15 protein-coding genes are annotated in these 15,602 nt (G+C 65.6%); 8 read left to right on the plus strand and 7 right to left on the minus strand.

What is annotated here, in order from left to right; genetic code table 11:
• Nucleotides 1–5 precede the first annotated feature (5 nt).
• From WM2015_RS02315 to WM2015_RS02340, 6 genes are all read right to left on the minus strand, one after another.
• A complete protein-coding gene (locus WM2015_RS02315; RefSeq protein ID WP_049724522.1) occupies nt 6–1,043 on the minus strand; it encodes a synaptic vesicle VAT-1 family membrane protein in 1,038 nt (345 codons plus the stop codon).
• A gap of 183 nt (nt 1,044–1,226) precedes the next feature.
• Nucleotides 1,227–2,387: a serine hydrolase domain-containing protein gene (locus WM2015_RS02320; protein WP_049724523.1), complete on the minus strand. Its 1,161-nt coding sequence runs from the start codon at nt 2,385–2,387 to the stop codon at nt 1,227–1,229.
• Nucleotides 2,388–2,401: 14 nt separating this feature from the next.
• A complete protein-coding gene (locus WM2015_RS02325; protein WP_049726946.1) occupies nt 2,402–2,743 on the minus strand; it encodes a hypothetical protein in 342 nt (113 codons plus the stop codon).
• Between the two features lie 176 nt (nt 2,744–2,919).
• Entirely contained in the window at nt 2,920–5,700 is a 2,781-nt protein-coding gene (locus WM2015_RS02330) for a valine--tRNA ligase (protein WP_049726947.1), read from the minus strand.
• Between the two features lie 44 nt (nt 5,701–5,744).
• On the minus strand, nt 5,745–6,146 hold the full coding sequence (locus tag WM2015_RS02335; RefSeq protein WP_049724524.1) for a DNA polymerase III subunit chi: 402 nt from the start codon (nt 6,144–6,146) through the stop codon (nt 5,745–5,747).
• A gap of 28 nt (nt 6,147–6,174) precedes the next feature.
• On the minus strand, nt 6,175–7,674 hold the full coding sequence (locus WM2015_RS02340) for a leucyl aminopeptidase (protein WP_049724525.1): 1,500 nt from the start codon (nt 7,672–7,674) through the stop codon (nt 6,175–6,177).
• Between the two features lie 136 nt (nt 7,675–7,810).
• On the opposite strand from WM2015_RS02340, the gene lptF reads away from it, so the two are divergent.
• On the plus strand, nt 7,811–8,878 hold the full coding sequence (lptF, locus tag WM2015_RS02345; RefSeq protein WP_049724526.1) for an LPS export ABC transporter permease LptF: 1,068 nt from the start codon (nt 7,811–7,813) through the stop codon (nt 8,876–8,878).
• Nucleotides 8,878–9,948 (plus strand): LPS export ABC transporter permease LptG, encoded by a 1,071-nt coding sequence (gene lptG, locus WM2015_RS02350; RefSeq protein ID WP_049724527.1) that lies wholly within the window; start codon nt 8,878–8,880, stop codon nt 9,946–9,948. The genes lptF and lptG overlap by 1 nt, the downstream gene beginning before the upstream one ends.
• Nucleotides 9,949–9,968: 20 nt before the next feature.
• Here lptG and WM2015_RS02355 read toward each other — a convergent pair whose 3' ends face one another.
• Nucleotides 9,969–10,433, minus strand: coding sequence for an RDD family protein (locus WM2015_RS02355; RefSeq protein ID WP_049724528.1), 465 nt, complete (start codon nt 10,431–10,433; stop codon nt 9,969–9,971).
• Between the two features lie 178 nt (nt 10,434–10,611).
• Between WM2015_RS02355 and WM2015_RS02360 the strand changes: the two genes are divergently transcribed.
• The 6 genes from WM2015_RS02360 to WM2015_RS02385 are packed head-to-tail and all read left to right on the plus strand — an operon-like array spanning nt 10,612 to nt 15,596.
• Complete coding sequence (locus WM2015_RS02360) at nt 10,612–11,385, plus strand: DUF3450 domain-containing protein (protein ID WP_082169365.1); 774 nt, start codon at nt 10,612–10,614, stop codon at nt 11,383–11,385.
• A 2-nt stretch (nt 11,386–11,387) separates the two neighbouring features.
• Nucleotides 11,388–12,749: a MotA/TolQ/ExbB proton channel family protein gene (locus WM2015_RS16185; RefSeq protein WP_049724530.1), complete on the plus strand. Its 1,362-nt coding sequence runs from the start codon at nt 11,388–11,390 to the stop codon at nt 12,747–12,749.
• The gene (locus WM2015_RS02370; protein ID WP_049724531.1) at nt 12,733–13,257 is read left to right on the plus strand and encodes a MotA/TolQ/ExbB proton channel family protein; all 525 of its coding nucleotides are present in this window, start codon (nt 12,733–12,735) and stop codon (nt 13,255–13,257) included. The genes WM2015_RS16185 and WM2015_RS02370 overlap by 17 nt, the downstream gene beginning before the upstream one ends.
• 18 nt (nt 13,258–13,275) lie before the next feature.
• On the plus strand, nt 13,276–13,683 hold the full coding sequence (locus WM2015_RS02375; protein ID WP_049724532.1) for an ExbD/TolR family protein: 408 nt from the start codon (nt 13,276–13,278) through the stop codon (nt 13,681–13,683).
• Between the two features lie 3 nt (nt 13,684–13,686).
• A complete protein-coding gene (locus WM2015_RS02380; RefSeq protein ID WP_049724533.1) occupies nt 13,687–14,322 on the plus strand; it encodes an energy transducer TonB in 636 nt (211 codons plus the stop codon).
• The gene (locus WM2015_RS02385; protein WP_049724534.1) at nt 14,322–15,596 is read left to right on the plus strand and encodes a tetratricopeptide repeat protein; all 1,275 of its coding nucleotides are present in this window, start codon (nt 14,322–14,324) and stop codon (nt 15,594–15,596) included. Before WM2015_RS02380 ends, WM2015_RS02385 begins: the two co-directional genes overlap by 1 nt.
• Nucleotides 15,597–15,602 lie beyond the last annotated feature (6 nt).

Here is a 15,602-nt window from a genome sequence, read left to right on the forward strand (position 1 = left end):
TCGACTCAATCCTGCGGCGGGATCAGCGCCAGCTTGCCCACGGTCTTGCCGGACTCGATTCGGCGCTGGGCCTCGGCGGCTTGCTCGAGGGGGAAGGTCTCGACGGGCAGGGGCTGGAGCTCGCCACTGGCGAAACGGTCCAGCAGCCAGTCCATGCCGGCCTGCATGGTCGGCGCATGGGCCTGGAGGAAACTCAGATTGGCGGCCAGCACGCTCCTGTTGGACTGGGTCATGTCGAGGGGGTTGAAGCGCGGGGTCTTCAGCCAGTCCAGAGCCAGTCTGAACCAGTTCAGGCGACCGTCCCTGGGCAGCATGCTGGCAAAGCCGAAGATCACCAGGCGGCCCGTGGGCGCCAGATGGGCATAGCTCTGCTTCAGGGTCGACACGCCGTTGGCATCGAAGATGGTCTGGAAGCCGTCGGGCGCCAGCTGCTCGGCGCGAGCCCAGAGGTCTTCCGTGGACTTGTCGATGACCGCGTCGGCGCCCATCGCCAGGGCCGTGTCGATCTTGTGGCCTCCGCCGACCACGCCGATGGCGCGGACGCCGGCCAGGCGGGCCAGCTGCAGCAGGGCCGAGCCGACCCCGCCGGCGGCCGAGTGTACGAGCCAGGTCTCGCCCGGCTCCGGATGGACCTGCCGGTGCACCATCCACCAGGCGGTGAGAAAGACCGTCGGCAGGGTGGCGGCCTGGGCGAAGTCCAGATTGTCCGGTTTGGCGAAGACGCCTGCGGCGGGCAGCTTGAGATGGCTGGCGTAGCCATTGAACAGGGTCAGGCCGATCACCTCGTCGCCCGGCCTCCAGCGACCGACGTCAGGTCCGACCTGCTCGACGACGCCGGCGACTTCGAAGCCCGGCGTGATCGGGTAGCCGTGCAGTTTCTTCGCCGAGGCATACAGGCCCATGCGGATGATGCCGTCGGCGTAGTTCAGGCCGCAGGCCCGGACCTTGATCAGGACCTCGTCGGGCCCCGGCGCTGGCGTCGGCGCCTCACGCAGCTGCAGCGCCTCATAGCCGCCAGGTTGGTCGATCACGATGTGCTGCATTGCTTGGTTTCCCTTCGGATCAAGAGTTGTCTCGACCTTGTGCAAAGGATCAACACGAAGGACACGAAGCATGGCACGAAGGGCACGAAGGAAAAAGTTCTTTAGGCTCCTCTTCGTGTGCTTCGTGCCTCCTTCGTGACCTTCGTGTTCAAGGCTTTTCGCTCCTTGATTGGCCCCGAGTGCTCAAGCGGCGTCCTGGCATTCGTTGATGGTCGTGCGGGCGTCGAGGATGGCTTCGATGACCTGGCGCTGATCCGGGATCCAGCGCAGCACCACGACCAGGTCGTTGCATTCGTCGATGTAGATGAAGTTGCCGCCGAAGCCCGCCGCCCAGTAGGCGGAAGCCGGAGCGCCGGGAATCGCTTCGCGATTGGTGTTCAGCCACCACAGGTAGCCGTAGTCGGGGCGCGCCGGCGTCGGCGTGCGCATGGCATCGAACCAGTCGTCCTCGATCAGGCGCTGCTCGCCCCAGACGCCGCGCTGAAGCATCAGCAGGCCGAAGCGGGCGTGGTCGGCGGTGGAGATGAACAGGCCGCCGCCGAAGTGCCCGCCGCCGGAGACGGATTGCATGCGCAGCCCGTCGAGCTCGATCCAGGAATTGCGGTACCCGTGCCAGCGCCAGGTCGAGGACGCGCCGATCGGGTCCATGATCCGGGTTCGGAGCACGACGGGCAGGGGCTGGCGGAACACCTGCATCAGGCTGTAGGCGAGGAGATTGACCCGAACGTCGTTGTACTTGAAGAAGCTGCCGGGCTCGTGCATCTCGCGGTTCGGCCACTGGGCGGGGTCGTCACCGACGGGGCGATCGGCCCAGTCATGAACTTCCCAGAGCGTGCCTGACCAGTCCGAGGTCTGGTGCAGAAGATGGCGCCAGCTGATCTTCGAATTGTGCTCGTTGTCGAACTCGCCAGTGTGCACATAGCGCTGGACCGGGTCATCGAGGGATTCGATCAGACCGTCCTGCAGCGCCAGGGCGACGAGGGTGGCCAGGTAGCTCTTGACCACGCTGAAGGTCATGTCGACGCGGTGGATGTCGCCCCATTGGGCCACCACGCGGCCACCGCTCAGAATCATGCCGCTGTCGCCGACCCGGTCCCGCGTGGGGCCGAGGACGCGATAGTTCGGCTCGCGGGGCGTGTAGGTGTCCAGCAGGTGCTGATGCATGGCGGTGGGCTCCAGCACCGCCTCGGATCGGGCCAGGGCCACGGCCTCGGCCAGGCGCTCAGGGTCGAAGCCGGCGGCCTCCGGCGTGGCGGTCGGCCAGTCGAAGCGCTCCGGCACGGGCTGTGCCGTCGCCGCGCTGGCCAGCAGCAGGGCGAGAACGGGAAGGATGCGAATCATCATGAAGCTCCGGGGATTCAATGCAGGTCGCTGCGTGAATCGGAAGGACGGGAAGCGTGTTCGGCGCGCCAGTTCGCGTCCAGCGCGCGGTCGGTCAGATCCCGGGCCAGGCGCGCCAGCATGTCGGGGTCGCCCGGGATGCTGCGCGTGCGAACGGCCAGGGTCATGGCCAGGGCCTGGAGCAGGTCGCCGTTGCTGATCGGGCCGACCTGAGCGATCTCACGGTCGAGCGTCGCCAGTACCACGCCCATCAGATTGGCCACATTGACCGCCGATTCGGTCTCGGCATGCAGCGGAAAATCGAACTCCAGAGTCTGACCACCCGCGGTGGTGGCCTTGTAGGGAAGATGCTTGGACACGATCAACTCGAAATACAGGACCAGCGCCGATCATAGCCCACCCCCATCAACACCCGATCCCTACACTCCAGGACCTGCTACACCATCCGTCATCCCGGGCTTGAGAAGCCAGTGCTGAACTTGATTCAGTAGGACCTAGCGGCTTAAGTGCCCGATCGAAGCCACTGGCCCCCGGGTCAACCCTCCAATTTCCCCAACTTCTCGATCTGCCCACTCAACTCCGCCACCTTGCTCCGGTGCTCGGCCAGGCGCGCACGCTCCTTCTCGACCACGTCCGCTGGCGCATTGGCCACGAAGCGTTCGTTGGCCAGCTTCTTCTCGGTGCCCGTCAGGCCCTTCTGCTCGCGTTCGAGCTGCTTGTTCAGGCGGGCCAGCTCTTCGGCGATGTCGACCAGGCCGGCCAGGGGGATCAGCAGGCGCATGCCGCCGGCCAGGGCCACGGCACAGTCGGCGCTGTCGCGATCGTCGCCGACCACCTCGATGCGTTCCAGGCGAGCCAGGCGCTTGATCAGGTCCTCGAAGCGGCCGAGGCGCTCGCGGTCCTCCTCGCTGGCCTGCTGGATCAGCAGGGGCATCGGCTTGCCCGGGGCCAGGTTGAGTTCCGTTCTGGCCGAGCGGATGGCGCTGATCACGCCCTTCAGCCATTCCGTGTCGGCTTCCGCCGCCGGGTCGGGTTCGCCCGCCTCGGGCCAGGCCGTGTTGATCAGGAACTCGCCGTCCACGCCCGCAGGCACCTTCACCCTCTGCCAGATTTCCTCCGTGACGAAGGGAATGAAGGGGTGCAACAGGCGCAGCGTCGTTTCCAGCACCGTGGCCAGCGTATGACGCGTGGCCTGGGCGGCGGCGGGGTTGGCGGCCTCGGCTTCCTCGAACAGGGCCGGCTTGGACAGTTCCAGGTACCAGTCGCAGAAGTCGTTCCAGACGAACTCGTACATGGCCTTGGCGGCCAGGTCGAAGCGGTAGTCGGCCAGGGCCTGGTCGACGATGGCGATGGTGCGGTCCAGGCGCGAGCGGATCCAGCGCGAGGGCGCGTCGAGGGCCCCGGCTGCGGGTGCCTCCAGGGCGTCCTCGCCCACGTTCATCAGGGTGAAGCGGGTGGCGTTCCAGAGCTTGTTCAGGAAGTTCCGGTAGCCCTCGCAGCGGCCGAGGTCGAACTTGATGTCGCGACCGTGGCCGGCCAGGGCGGCGAAGGTGAAGCGGAGCGCATCGGCCCCGAAGGCAGGGATGCCGTCGGGGAATTCCTCGCGCGTGTGCTTCTCGATCTGCGCCTTCATCTGCGGCTGCATGAGGCCACGGGTGCGCTTCTCGACCAGGCTGTCGAGGTCGATGCCGTCGATCAGGTCGATCGGATCGAGCACGTTGCCCTTGGATTTGGACATCTTCTGGCCGTCGCGGTCGCGGATCAGGCCGGTGATATAGACCTGCTCGAAGGGCACCTTGCCGGTGAAGTGGCCGGTCATCATGACCATGCGCGCGACCCAGAAGAAGATGATGTCGAAGCCGGTGATCAGCACCGAACTCGGCAGGTAGCGGTCGAAGCCTTCGCGGGCCATGCGCTCCGGATCCGGCCAGCCGAGGGTCGAGTGCGCCCAGAGGGCCGAGGAGAACCAGGTCTCGAGGACGTCGTCGTCCTGGCGAAGCGCCACGTCGCTGCTCAGAGCGTGCTTTTCGCGAACCTCGTTCTCCGAGCGGCCGACGTAGATCGTTCCGTTCTCGTCGTACCAGGCCGGAATCCGATGGCCCCACCAGAGCTGGCGCGAGATGCACCAGTCCTGCAGGTTCTCCATCCAGTGGCGGTAGGTGTTGATCCAGTTCGGCGGAACGAACTCGATCCTGCCGGACTCGAAGGCGTCGAGACCGAGCTTGCCCAGCTCGTCCATCTTCACGAACCACTGGTCGGTCAGGTAGGGCTCGATGATCTGGCCCGAGCGGTCGCCGCGCGGCACGACCATGGCGTGCGGCTTTTCCTCGACCAGCAGGCCGGAGGCCTTCAGGTCCTCGAGGATGCGCGCTCTCGCCTCGAAACGATCCAGGCCACGGTAGCTGGCCGGTGCGTTGCCGTTGATCTTCGCCTCGGGGGTGAAGACATTGATCGGCTCGAAGCCGTGGCGGCTGCCGACCTGCCAGTCGTTGAAGTCGTGCGCCGGGGTGATCTTGACGCAGCCGGTGCCGAATTCGGGGTCGACGTAGTCATCGGCGATGACGGGGATCTGCCGGCCGGTCAGGGGCAGTTCGACGGTCTGGCCGACCAGGTCGGTGTAGCGTTCGTCGTCCGGATGCACCGCCACGCAGACGTCGCCGAGCAGGGTTTCCGGGCGGGTCGTGGCCACGACGATGTCGCCCCGGCCGTCGGTTCGCGGGTAGCGGATCGACCAGAGCTTGCCCTGCTCGTCGCTGTTGACCACTTCCAGGTCGGAGATGGCCGTCTTCAGCACCGGGTCCCAGTTGACCAGGCGCGGGCCCCGGTAGATCAGGCCTTCTTCGTGCAGACGGACAAAGGTCTCGATGACCGCTTCGCTCAGGTCGTCGTCCATGGTGAAGCGCTCGCGCGACCAGTCCGCCGAGGCCCCCAGGCGGCGCATCTGGCCGGTGATCGTCGAGCCGGACTCGTGCTTCCAGTCCCAGACCCGTTCGACGAAGGCCTCGCGGCTGTAGTCGTCGCGTTTGCCGCCTTCGGCTTCGATCTGGCGGGTGACCACCATTTCCGTGGCGATCCCGGCGTGGTCGACACCGACCTGCCAGAGCGTGTCACGACCCTTCATTCGGTGATAGCGGATCAGAGCATCCATCAGGGTGTGCTGGAAGGCATGGCCCATGTGCAGGGTGCCGGTGACGTTCGGCGGTGGCAGCAGGATGGTGTATGGCTCGCCTTCGCCCGTCGGCTTGAAGCAGCCCTTCGCGTCCCACTGTTCGTACCAGCGCCCTTCCAGGCCCTGCGGCTCGTAATGCTTGTCCATCGTTTTCTGATCCATGCCTGTCTGCATCGGGCCCCGGGCGGGGCCTATTTCAATACGTGGTGATTCACTTCGGCTCCGCGCTGCTTCCAGTCCATCCAGCGCTGGCGCAGCAGGGCGCGGGTCTGCTCGTCGGAGGGCACCAGTTCCAGCACCCGTTCGAAGCGGCCCGTGGGTAGCGGGGAGGCCGGGTCGAGGTTGATCAGCACCTCGGCCTGCTCGGGCGCGCGCTCACTGAGCTGGATCGGCGCTTCGGCCTGGTCGATGCCATGCGGCAGGAAGCGACCCTCCGGTTCCTGCCAGAGTCGCTCGTCCAGGGTCTTGAGTTGGGCCGCGGGGGCCACGATCGCCACCGAGGCCGCCTTGGGCCAGGCCCGGCCGACCAGCACGCAGGCGACGAACAGGGGATCGTCGAAGCGCCCGGACAACTCGTAGAAATCGACCCTCATCGCCGATCGCCTTCAGCCTGCCCGCTGCTCAGGCGCCGAGTGCGTCCCAGCCGCCGGCGTGGCCGATGAGCCACTCGACGAGCATGCCGACCGGGCGACCCGTGGCCGACTCGGGCTTGCCCCAGCGCCAGGCGGAACCGGCGATGTCGATGTGGGCCCAGCGCTGGCCGTCGGCAAAGCGCGACAGGAAGCAGCCGGCGGTGATGCTGCCGGCGGGCATGCCACCGATGTTCTTCATGTCGGCGAAGGGCGTTTCGATCTGTTCCTGGTAGTCGTCCCAGAGCGGCAGGCGCCAGGCGCGATCGGCGGCGCGATCGCCGGCGGCCAGCAGTTCGCCGGCCAGTTCGTCGTCCTGGGTCATCACGCCCGAGGCGTGGTGGCCGAGGGCCACGACGCAGGCGCCGGTCAGGGTGGCGATGTCGACCATCATCTTCGGCTGGCTGTTCTGGCCGGTCCAGTAGATCGCGTCGGCCAGGATCATGCGGCCCTCGGCGTCGGTGTTGTGCACTTCGATGGTCTTGCCGTTCATGGCGGTGATCACGTCACCCGGGCGATAGGCCTTGCCATCGGGCATGTTCTCGACGGCGGCGACGACCCCGTCGACGTTGATCGGCAGCTTCAGGCGGGCGACGGCTTCCATCGCGCCGATCGTGGCGGCCGCACCGCACATGTCGAACTTCATCTGTTCCATCAGCTCGCGGGGCTTGAGGGAGATGCCGCCGGTATCGAAGGTCACGCCCTTGCCGACCATGGCCAGCGGGGCCTCGCCTTCGGCCCCGCCGCGCCAGCGCAGGCGGATCAGGCGGGGCGGATTGGCGCTGCCCTGGCCCACGGCCAGCAGGGCGCCCATGTTCAGTTCGGCCATCTGGCGCTCATCGAGGACTTCGGCCTCGAGGCCATCGATCTCCTTGGCCAGGGACTGTGCGACGTCGGCCAGGAAGACCGGGGTGCACAGGTTGGGCGGCAGGTCACCCAGGCCGCGGGCGCGGCCGATGCCGGCGCCCAGTGCGCTGGCCAGGGCCAGCTGCTCGGTCACCCCGGGCGCTTCCGGGAAGCTCACCGTGGCGGTGGCCGGAGCGGCGTCCTCGCCGGGCTTCTTGGTGGCATCGTAGACGTAGTCGGCGTGGGCCAGGGCGAGGGCGGCCTGGCGGATCTTCCAGTCCGCGCCGCGATCGGTGACCGTGGCCTCGGCGAGCAGGCAGTGGGCGTTCCGGGCGCGAGACTGGCGCAGGGCCTTGCCGGCCGCCTGCACCGCCTTGACGAAGGCGATCCCGTCGAGTTTCTCGGGCTTGCCCAGACCGACCACCAGCAGACGACTGGCGGTCAGGCCGGCCGGCGCGTGCAGCATCAGGGTCTTGCCGGCCTTGCGCGGCAGCTCGCCGTCGATGTCCAGGCGCTGCAGCAGGCCACCGCCGGCTTCGTTGATGTCAGCCAGATCGCCTTCGAAGGCCTGGCCCATGGCGACGCCGATGATCAGACAATCGGTGGCAAGGTCGCGGATCGAGTCGGTTCGGGTTGTAAACTGCATGCGCGGATGTCCTGTTCGCTTGGATTTCGGGCTTGCATCGGTGCGCTCTCACGGGCCACCGCTGGGGCGGAATGATCGAGCGGGCGCTGGCCGATTGACACAAGACCGAGCATTGTAACCGCCCCGGATCACGAGAATGATTCTCCAACGCTACCTGCTGCGAGAGACGAGTGCGGCCAGCCTGATGAGCCTGCTGGTCTTCGTGGGCGTCATGCTGGCCCTGTTCCTGGCCGAGTTGCTCGGTGATGCGGCTCAGGGCCTGTTGCCCGCTGCCAGCGTGCTCCGGTTGCTGGTGCTCCGCTTGCCCGAAGCCCTGCTGATGGTCGGACCCCTGGCGCTGATGGTCGGCGTGCTGATGGCGATCGGCCGACTGGGTGAAACCAGCGAGCTGGCCGTTCAGCGTGCGGCCGGCTTGAGCTTCGAGGCGATGCTGCGGCCCCTGCTGTTGTTGATCCTGGTCTGGGCCGGCGGTCTCTTGCTGGTGTCGGGCTGGCTGGCGCCCGCCGCCGTCGCCAGGACCGGCGATCTGATGGCCGACGTGGCTCGCCAGGCCCTGGTCTCCGGGCTCAAGGCCGGGCAGTTCGATCGCCTCGACAGCGGACGTCTGACCGTCTACGTCGGCTCGGTCGATCGCCAGACGGGAGAACTCACGGACGTCTTCGTGCACCTCTTCGACGGCGAGGAATCCGAAGTGCTGACGGCACCGAGCGGTCGTTTGTGGATCGATGCCGATGACCAACGGCCCTATCTGAGCCTCTATCAGGGGCATCAGCTGCGCCACGTCAACCGGCTCGACTCCCCGCGCCGCCGCAGCATCGCCTTCGAGCGCAACGACATTCGCCTGCCGGCCCCGGACTCGGGCGGGGCCGCTGATCAGGAACTTCGTCTGTCCCTGAGCCAGCTGCGACCCCTGGACACGGCCGGCCGCTTTCGTGAATGGCACTGGCGTCTGGCGGCGCCGGTGGCGGCGCTGCTCCTGGGGCTCCTGGCCGTGCCCCTGGCGCAGCGCGCACCCCGGCAGGGGCGCTTCGGCGTGATCGTGCTCGCGCTAGGCCTGTACCTCGTCTACACCAATCTGGTCCACGCCGGGCTCGTGTTGATCGAGCGACGCGACCTGGCCAGTGGGCCGGGGCTATGGCCCCTGCATGCCCTGATCGCCCTGCTGGCGGCGGGCTTGCTGTTCCGACACTGGAGGCGCTGGTGATGGGCTGGCGCCTGAGTCGCTATCTGATTTCCCGCGTGCTGGTCGGGATCGGCCTGGTCAGTCTGCTGCTGGTGGGTCTCTACACCCTGGTCGAGCTGCTGCGCGAGGCGCGTTCCCTGGCGGGGGATTACCAGGGCCTGCAGATGGTCGCCTATCTGGTCGAGACCCTGCCGAGGCGCCTCTACGATGTCTTTCCCTTCGCCGCCCTGATCGGCGTGATGGTCGGTCTGGGTGGGTTGGCCAGCGGCAACGAACTGGTGGCCATGCGCGCCTCCGGTTTCGATCGTCAGCGCATCATCCAGCGGGTGCTGCTGGCCGTGATCCTGTGTCTGCTGCTGCTCGCGGCCATGGCCGAATGGCTCATCCCGGACCTGGAGTCGAAGGCCCGGGCCGAGCGGGAGCAGGCCCGCAGTGGGCAGATCCAGCATGGGCGCCAGGGTGCACTCTGGCTTCGGGATCGCGACCACATGATCCGCGTCGGACTGTCGCTCTGGGTGGACGAGCAGGCGCTGGTCTTCGGCGAGATCCAGATCTATCGAATCGATGAGGCCTCGCGTCCGAGCCGGATCTACTGGGCCGAGCGGGGTCACCATGACGGTTCGGCCTGGCAGCTGGAAGCGGTGCATCGCCTGCAGCCCGATCGAAACGGTCCGAGCGATGTGCTGGATCGACTCGAGATCGAATCCGATCTGCGGCCCGAACTGTTCGCGGCCACCGTGTCCAGGCCGCGCCTGCTGTCGCTGGGTGATCTGGTGCGCATGGGGCGCTTGCTCGAACGCAACGGGCTCGATGCCGGCCGCTATCGAGAGGCCTTCTGGGAGCGGCTCTACTTTCCTCTCAACGTGCTGGCCATGGTCCTGATCGGGCTTCCATTCGTGTTTGCCGGCATGCGCCAACGCAACCCCGGATTCAATCTCTTCATCGGCGTGGCGGTGGGTCTGCTGTTCTTCGTCCTGACGCGCCTTGCCCAGGGCATGTCCGGCATCGTGCCGCTGCCGCTCTGGTTGACCTTGCTGATGCCGCCCCTGTCGATCGCCGGGCTGGCGGTCCTGCTGCTGCGGCGACGCTGAGTCGCTGGCTTCGGCTCGCCTCAGACAGCCTTGCGCTGGCGCTTCGGCGTCACCGTCAGTCGCGAGTCCGAGAGCAGGTCATGCCAGGTCGCACGGTCCTTGCGGAACAGGCTCCAGAGAAACCCGAGACCGAAGCATACCCAGGACAGCAGCGCGGCCAGGAAGCGGGCCACGGTGGTCAACCAGCCGGGCCGCTCGCCCTCGCTGTGGATACGAATTCGCCAGCTGCGCATTCCCAGGGTCTGGCCGCCGCGCCAGCCCAGCGCGAAGTACAGCCAGCTGACGGTGAGCAGATAGAGCTGGAAGAACGGGTTGCCGCTGGGCACCTCCGCGCCCAGGGGAATGACCACGATGAGGGCCGCCAGCATCAGGATGGCCAGCAGCAGCAGGCCGTCGTAGAGCAGGGCGGCGATGCGTCGGAGCAGGCCGCAGGGCGGATCGTTCTGCGGGAGGTCGGTGTCGTTTTCGGAGGGCTTCGAGGACATGAGGATTTGACGTCGGGACTTGATGCGGTTAGCTTCCGCTCTCTGATTCAACGGAGCTGCGTGTGAATCTGGCGCCTTTCTTTTGCCAGGGGTGCGCGGTATTCTAGATGGGTTGTCGGTCGCCGAAGGGCGTCTGACGCTTTTGACACAACGATTTCCAAGCATAGCGGATAGCAAAATGTCTCAACATTCAAACTCCATTTCGCGGCTGTGGCTGCTGGGAGCGGCGCTTGCCCTTGGCGCTGCTGGCACTCAGGCCCAAGTGCTGGATCGCTCGCTCGAGACCGAAAATCGGATCACTCGCGAAGCAGCACAGGCTCAGCAGCAGATCAATCGGGTTGACGAGGAAACCCAGCAGCTGATCGATCAGTACCGTCGTACGATCAGCGAAGTCCAGAGCCTGACGATCTACAACGATCAGCTTCAGGCCATCGTCAACAACCAGGAAGCCGAGATCGCCTCGATCAACGAGCAGCTCGAAGGCCTGGAGTCGACCAACCGCGAGGTGGTCCCGCTGATGATCGAGATGGCCAACCGCCTCGGTCAGCTGGTTGCCGCGGACATGCCGTTCCGCCTCGAAGAGCGTACCGACCGCGCCCGTCGCCTGGTCAACATGCTCGATGATTCCGACATCACGACCTCGGAAAAGTACCGCCTGATCGTCGAAGCCTACCAGGGCGAGATCGAGTACGGCCGCACGACCGAGGCCTACGAAGGCACGCTGCCCAACGGTCAGCGCGTCAACTTCCTCCGCATCGGCCGCACCCTGCTGTTCTGGCAGTCGACCGACGGCGAGGACACCGGTTGGTGGAACCCCAACACGCGTCAGTTCGAAGCCCTGGGTGACGAGTACCGTCTGCCGGTGAGCGATGGCCTGGCCATTGCCCGCAACCAGGTGGCGCCGGATCTGATCCGCCTGCCCGTTCCTGCCCCCGTCGCCGCGGAGAATTGATCATGAAGTCCAAGATTCTTTTGTTTGTCGCGGCCCTGGTGGTCGCCCCGCTGGGCGCTCAGGCCCAGGATTCGCAGACCCAGACCCTGGAAGACCTGCTGCGCGTGGTCGAGCAGGCAGCGTCCGAGGAAGCCCGCGTCGATCAGGATCGTCTGCAGCGCTTCATCCGCGAGCGCGCCAACCAGCGCCAGTTGCTCGACGAAGCCCGTGCCGAACTGGCTCGCCAGGAAGCCCGTGCCGAACGCCTGCGTAACGCCTTCGACCAGAATGAAATCGCACTCGTCGAGCTCGAAACCACCCTGGACGAGCGCATGGGCAACCTCGGCGAGCTGTTCGGTGTCGTTCGTCAGGTCGCCGGTGACGTCGCCTCGAGCATCGAGGAGTCGATGGTCTCCGCTCAGCTGCCGGGTCGCGCCGAGTACCTCTCGGAACTGGCTCAGCGCCGCGAGCTGCCGACCGCCAACGAGCTGTCGCGCATGTGGCTGGAAATGGTTCGCGAGATCTATCAGTCCGGTCGCGTCGTCAAGTTCACCGCGCCGGTGGTCAACTCCGACGGTCAGCTCGAAGACGGTCGCGAAGTGGTTCGAGTCGGTGTCTTCAACGTCGTTTCCGACGGCAAGTTCCTGACCTGGAACGGTGAAGAGCTGGCCGAAATGCCGCGCCAGCCCGCTCCGCGCTTCCAGTCCATGGCCCAGGCCCTGCAGGATGCCGCGCCGGGCTCGGTCGAGGAAATGGCCATTGACGGCACCCGCGGCGCCATCCTCGCGTCCGTGGTTCGCTCCCCGACCTGGGAAGAGCGTCGTCGTCAGGGCGGCCCCGTCGGTAACGTGATCATCGCGCTCGGCATCTTCGGCGTGCTGTTCTCCCTGTGGAAGGGCATCGTCCTGTTCATGCGTGGCAGCGCCATCAAGCGCCAGCTCAAGCGTGAAGAAGCCAGCGACAACAACGCCCTGGGCCGCGTCATGAAGGTCTATCAGGACGATCCGGATCAGGATGTCGAGACCCTCGAGCTGAAGCTGGACGAAGCCATCCTGCGCGAAACCGCGCCGCTGGAGTCGGGCCTGCCGCTGATCAAGGTGCTCTACGTCATCGCACCGCTGGTCGGTCTGCTCGGTACCGTCGTCGGTATGATCGTGACCTTCCAGCAGATCACCCTGTTCGGTACCGGTGACCCGCGCATGATGGCCAACGGTATCTCGATGGCCCTGATCACGACGGTGCTGGGTCTGGTGGTCGCGATTCCGCTGACCATCATCCACAGCCTGCTGCACAGCCGTGCCCGCGCCCTGATCCAGATCCTGGAAGAGCAGTCGGCCGGCATCATCGCCCGCCTCGCGGAGCATCGTCATGGTCGCTCTCAGTAATTTCCTGGAGGCCATCCGCGGGTTCATCGAACTCGGGGGCGATGTTCTCTGGGCCATCATGGCCGTACTGCTGGTCATGTGGACCCTGATCATCGAGCGCTTCTGGTACTTCTATCGCGTGCTGCCCTCGCGGCGGCGCGCGGTGGTCGCCGAGTGGCGTGAACGCGAGGACAACCGCTCCTGGTACGCTGGTCGCATCAAGGAAGAGATGGTCAGCCGATTGGCCGTAGAGATGAAGGCGAACGTCCGCACCATCCAGACCCTCATCGCCATCTGCCCATTGCTCGGGCTGCTGGGTACGGTGACGGGGATGGTCGCGGTGTTCGACGTTATGGCCTTCTTCGGAACCGGCAATGCTCGCGCCATGGCCTCCGGGGTGTCCCAGGCCACGGTGCCGACCATGGCCGGGATGGTGGCCGCTCTGTCCGGGGTCTACTTCGGCTCCTATCTTGAACGCAAGGCAGATGTCGAGGCGGAAGCCCTGGAAGATCTGCTGCGCTACGAATAACGGAGGCAGGCAAGCAAGATGGCCCGCAGACATGCAAGCAAGGATGAACCCGAGATCAACATCACGCCGATGCTCGACATCGTGTTCATCATGCTTATCTTCTTCATCGTGACCACTTCCTTCATCCGTGAAACCGGGATCGAAGTGGAAAAGCCCACCGCACTGACGACCGAGCCGCGTCCTCAGGGCAACGTGCTGATCGCGATTCGGAACAACGACGAAATCTGGATGAACCGCAAGCAGATCGAGCTCAGCGAGGTGCGTATCGAGGTCGAGCGCGCTCGTGCCGAGAACCCCGAGAGCTCGGCGGTGCTGATCGCCGACCGCGGTGCGCGCACCGGCATGCTGGTCGAAGTCATGGACCAGGTCCAGGCCGGCGGCATCAACCGGATTTCGATTTCGGCTGACCCGCAGGGCGTGAGGTAAGCGATGAATTCAGGTATTCGTTACGCCGTTTCGGTGGTGCTGGCGGTCGTCGTGACCCTGGCCGCCTTCTTCTTCATGCACAAGCTGATCTCCGGTTCCGGTGGTGAGCGTGCCGACGTGGAAGATCCGCCGGGTATCCGCTTCGGGCCGGTCGAGATCGACGATCGCGTCGAAACGCGTGACCGTCGTCGTCCGCCGCCACCCCCGCCGCCGGAAACGCCGCCGCCGCCGCCGCAGATGGAAATCGCCCAGATGGAGCAGCAGGTCCAGGAGATGCCGGATCTGGACATGCCCGAGCTGGACGTTTCCATGACGGGTAGCGGTCCCTTCCTGGGCAACATGGGCCAGGTGGATCGCAACGAGGAAGGGGACATCGTGCCGCTGGTGCGCATCCAGCCCCAGTATCCGCGTGATGCGGCGATGAACCAGATCGAGGGTTACGTGACCATCGAGTTCACCATCGATGAAACCGGTTCCGTGCGTTCGCCCCGAGTGATCGACGCCCAGCCGCCCCGCATCTTCGATCGGGCCGCGTTGCGAGCGATTCTTCGCTGGAAGTTCAAGCCGCGTGTGATCGACGGGGTCGCAACCACTCGTCAGGCAACTCAGACCATCGAATTCAACCTGGATCAAGGATGATGAAACGACTGATCTTGACCCTGCCGGCCGCGTTGCTGGCCGCGAGTCTGGCCCAGGCGCAGCAGCCTGCGCGCGTGCAGGGCTTCGAATGCGGTGTCGAGCGCGAGGTCCCGGCAGGCGCGCTGACCCAGAGCACCTACAGCCGCCTCGAACGCATCTACGAGATGATCGGCGAGGAGAACTACGCCGAAGCCTACCCGGAACTCGAGTCCCTGCTGGAGCGGACCGAGCGTGACGATTACGAACAGGCCATCGTGCTGCAGGCCATGGGCCATGTCCGCTATACGCAGGACCGGCCGCTCGAGGCCCTGGCGCATTTCCAGCGCGCCGTCGAGTTGAACTCGATGCCGAACGCGCAGCAGTTCGAGATGATCATGCTGATCGCGAACATCTACTACCAGCTGGATCGCTTCCAGGATGCGCTGGATCAGCTCGATCTCTGGTTCTGCGTGACGCCGCCGGACCAGACCAACGTGGCCGAAGTCTGGGTCATGAAGGCCAGTCTGCATGCTCAGAAGGACGAGTTCCAGCAGTCCCTCGATGCGATCGATCGGGCGATTTCCCTGTCCGATGAGCCCAAGGAGCAGTGGTACCAGCTCAAGCTGGCCATGCATCTGGAGCTCAATGAATATGCCGAGGGCATCGATACGCTCAAGATCCTCATCCCGATGAGCCCGGAGACCAAGAACTACTGGCTGCAGATGGCGGCCCTGTACATGGAGCTGAACAACGAGGAGCAGTCCAAGGCCACCCTGGCCCTGGCCTATCGTCGAGGCCTGCTCGATCGTCAGAGCGAGTTCATGCAGCTGGCCAGCCTTCTGCAGATGCAGGATTCGCCTCGGCAGGCCGCTGAAGTCATGGAGGACGGGCTTGCTCGCGGCATCATCGAGGGCACCCGCCGGAACTGGGAAATGGTCGGTGGCGCCTGGTACGAAGCGCGTGAGCTCGACAAGGCGCTGACCGCCTACGAGCAGGCCGGTGGCATGGCCGAAGATGGAAAGATCGATGTCCAGCGAGGCTTCCTGCTGATCGACCTCGAACGCTGGGAAGAAGCGCGCGATGCACTCAGTCGTGCAATCCAGCTGGGTGGTCTGTCCGAGTCCGACGAAGGCAATGCGCATCTGCTGCTTGGCATGGCGTACATGAACCTCGATGACTTCGAAGCTGCAGAGCGAGCCTTTAACGAAGCCACGAATTACAGTAGAGTGAGACAAGCCGCACGTGAGTGGTTGAATCATATGCGGGAGGAGAGAGGTCGTCGTTCCGGCCGTTAGGATCAA

Origin of the sequence: Wenzhouxiangella marina (genome assembly GCF_001187785.1) — a bacterium.
Taxonomy (GTDB): Bacteria; Pseudomonadota; Gammaproteobacteria; order Xanthomonadales; family Wenzhouxiangellaceae; genus Wenzhouxiangella; species Wenzhouxiangella marina.

Coding starts and splice junctions, on each gene's coding strand:
- WM2015_RS02315 (WP_049724522.1), bottom strand. CDS start 1,043: ATGCAGCACATCGTGATCGACCAACCTGGCGGCTATGAGGCGCTGCAG.
- WM2015_RS02320 (WP_049724523.1), bottom strand. CDS start 2,387: ATGATGATTCGCATCCTTCCCGTTCTCGCCCTGCTGCTGGCCAGCGCG.
- WM2015_RS02330 (WP_049726947.1), bottom strand. CDS start 5,700: ATGGACAAGCATTACGAGCCGCAGGGCCTGGAAGGGCGCTGGTACGAA.
- WM2015_RS02335 (WP_049724524.1), bottom strand. CDS start 6,146: ATGAGGGTCGATTTCTACGAGTTGTCCGGGCGCTTCGACGATCCCCTG.
- WM2015_RS02340 (WP_049724525.1), bottom strand. CDS start 7,674: ATGCAGTTTACAACCCGAACCGACTCGATCCGCGACCTTGCCACCGAT.
- lptF (WP_049724526.1), top strand. CDS start 7,811: ATGATTCTCCAACGCTACCTGCTGCGAGAGACGAGTGCGGCCAGCCTG.
- lptG (WP_049724527.1), top strand. CDS start 8,878: ATGGGCTGGCGCCTGAGTCGCTATCTGATTTCCCGCGTGCTGGTCGGG.
- WM2015_RS02355 (WP_049724528.1), bottom strand. CDS start 10,433: ATGTCCTCGAAGCCCTCCGAAAACGACACCGACCTCCCGCAGAACGAT.
- WM2015_RS02360 (WP_082169365.1), top strand. CDS start 10,612: ATGTCTCAACATTCAAACTCCATTTCGCGGCTGTGGCTGCTGGGAGCG.
- WM2015_RS16185 (WP_049724530.1), top strand. CDS start 11,388: ATGAAGTCCAAGATTCTTTTGTTTGTCGCGGCCCTGGTGGTCGCCCCG.
- WM2015_RS02370 (WP_049724531.1), top strand. CDS start 12,733: ATGGTCGCTCTCAGTAATTTCCTGGAGGCCATCCGCGGGTTCATCGAA.
- WM2015_RS02375 (WP_049724532.1), top strand. CDS start 13,276: ATGGCCCGCAGACATGCAAGCAAGGATGAACCCGAGATCAACATCACG.
- WM2015_RS02380 (WP_049724533.1), top strand. CDS start 13,687: ATGAATTCAGGTATTCGTTACGCCGTTTCGGTGGTGCTGGCGGTCGTC.
- WM2015_RS02385 (WP_049724534.1), top strand. CDS start 14,322: ATGAAACGACTGATCTTGACCCTGCCGGCCGCGTTGCTGGCCGCGAGT.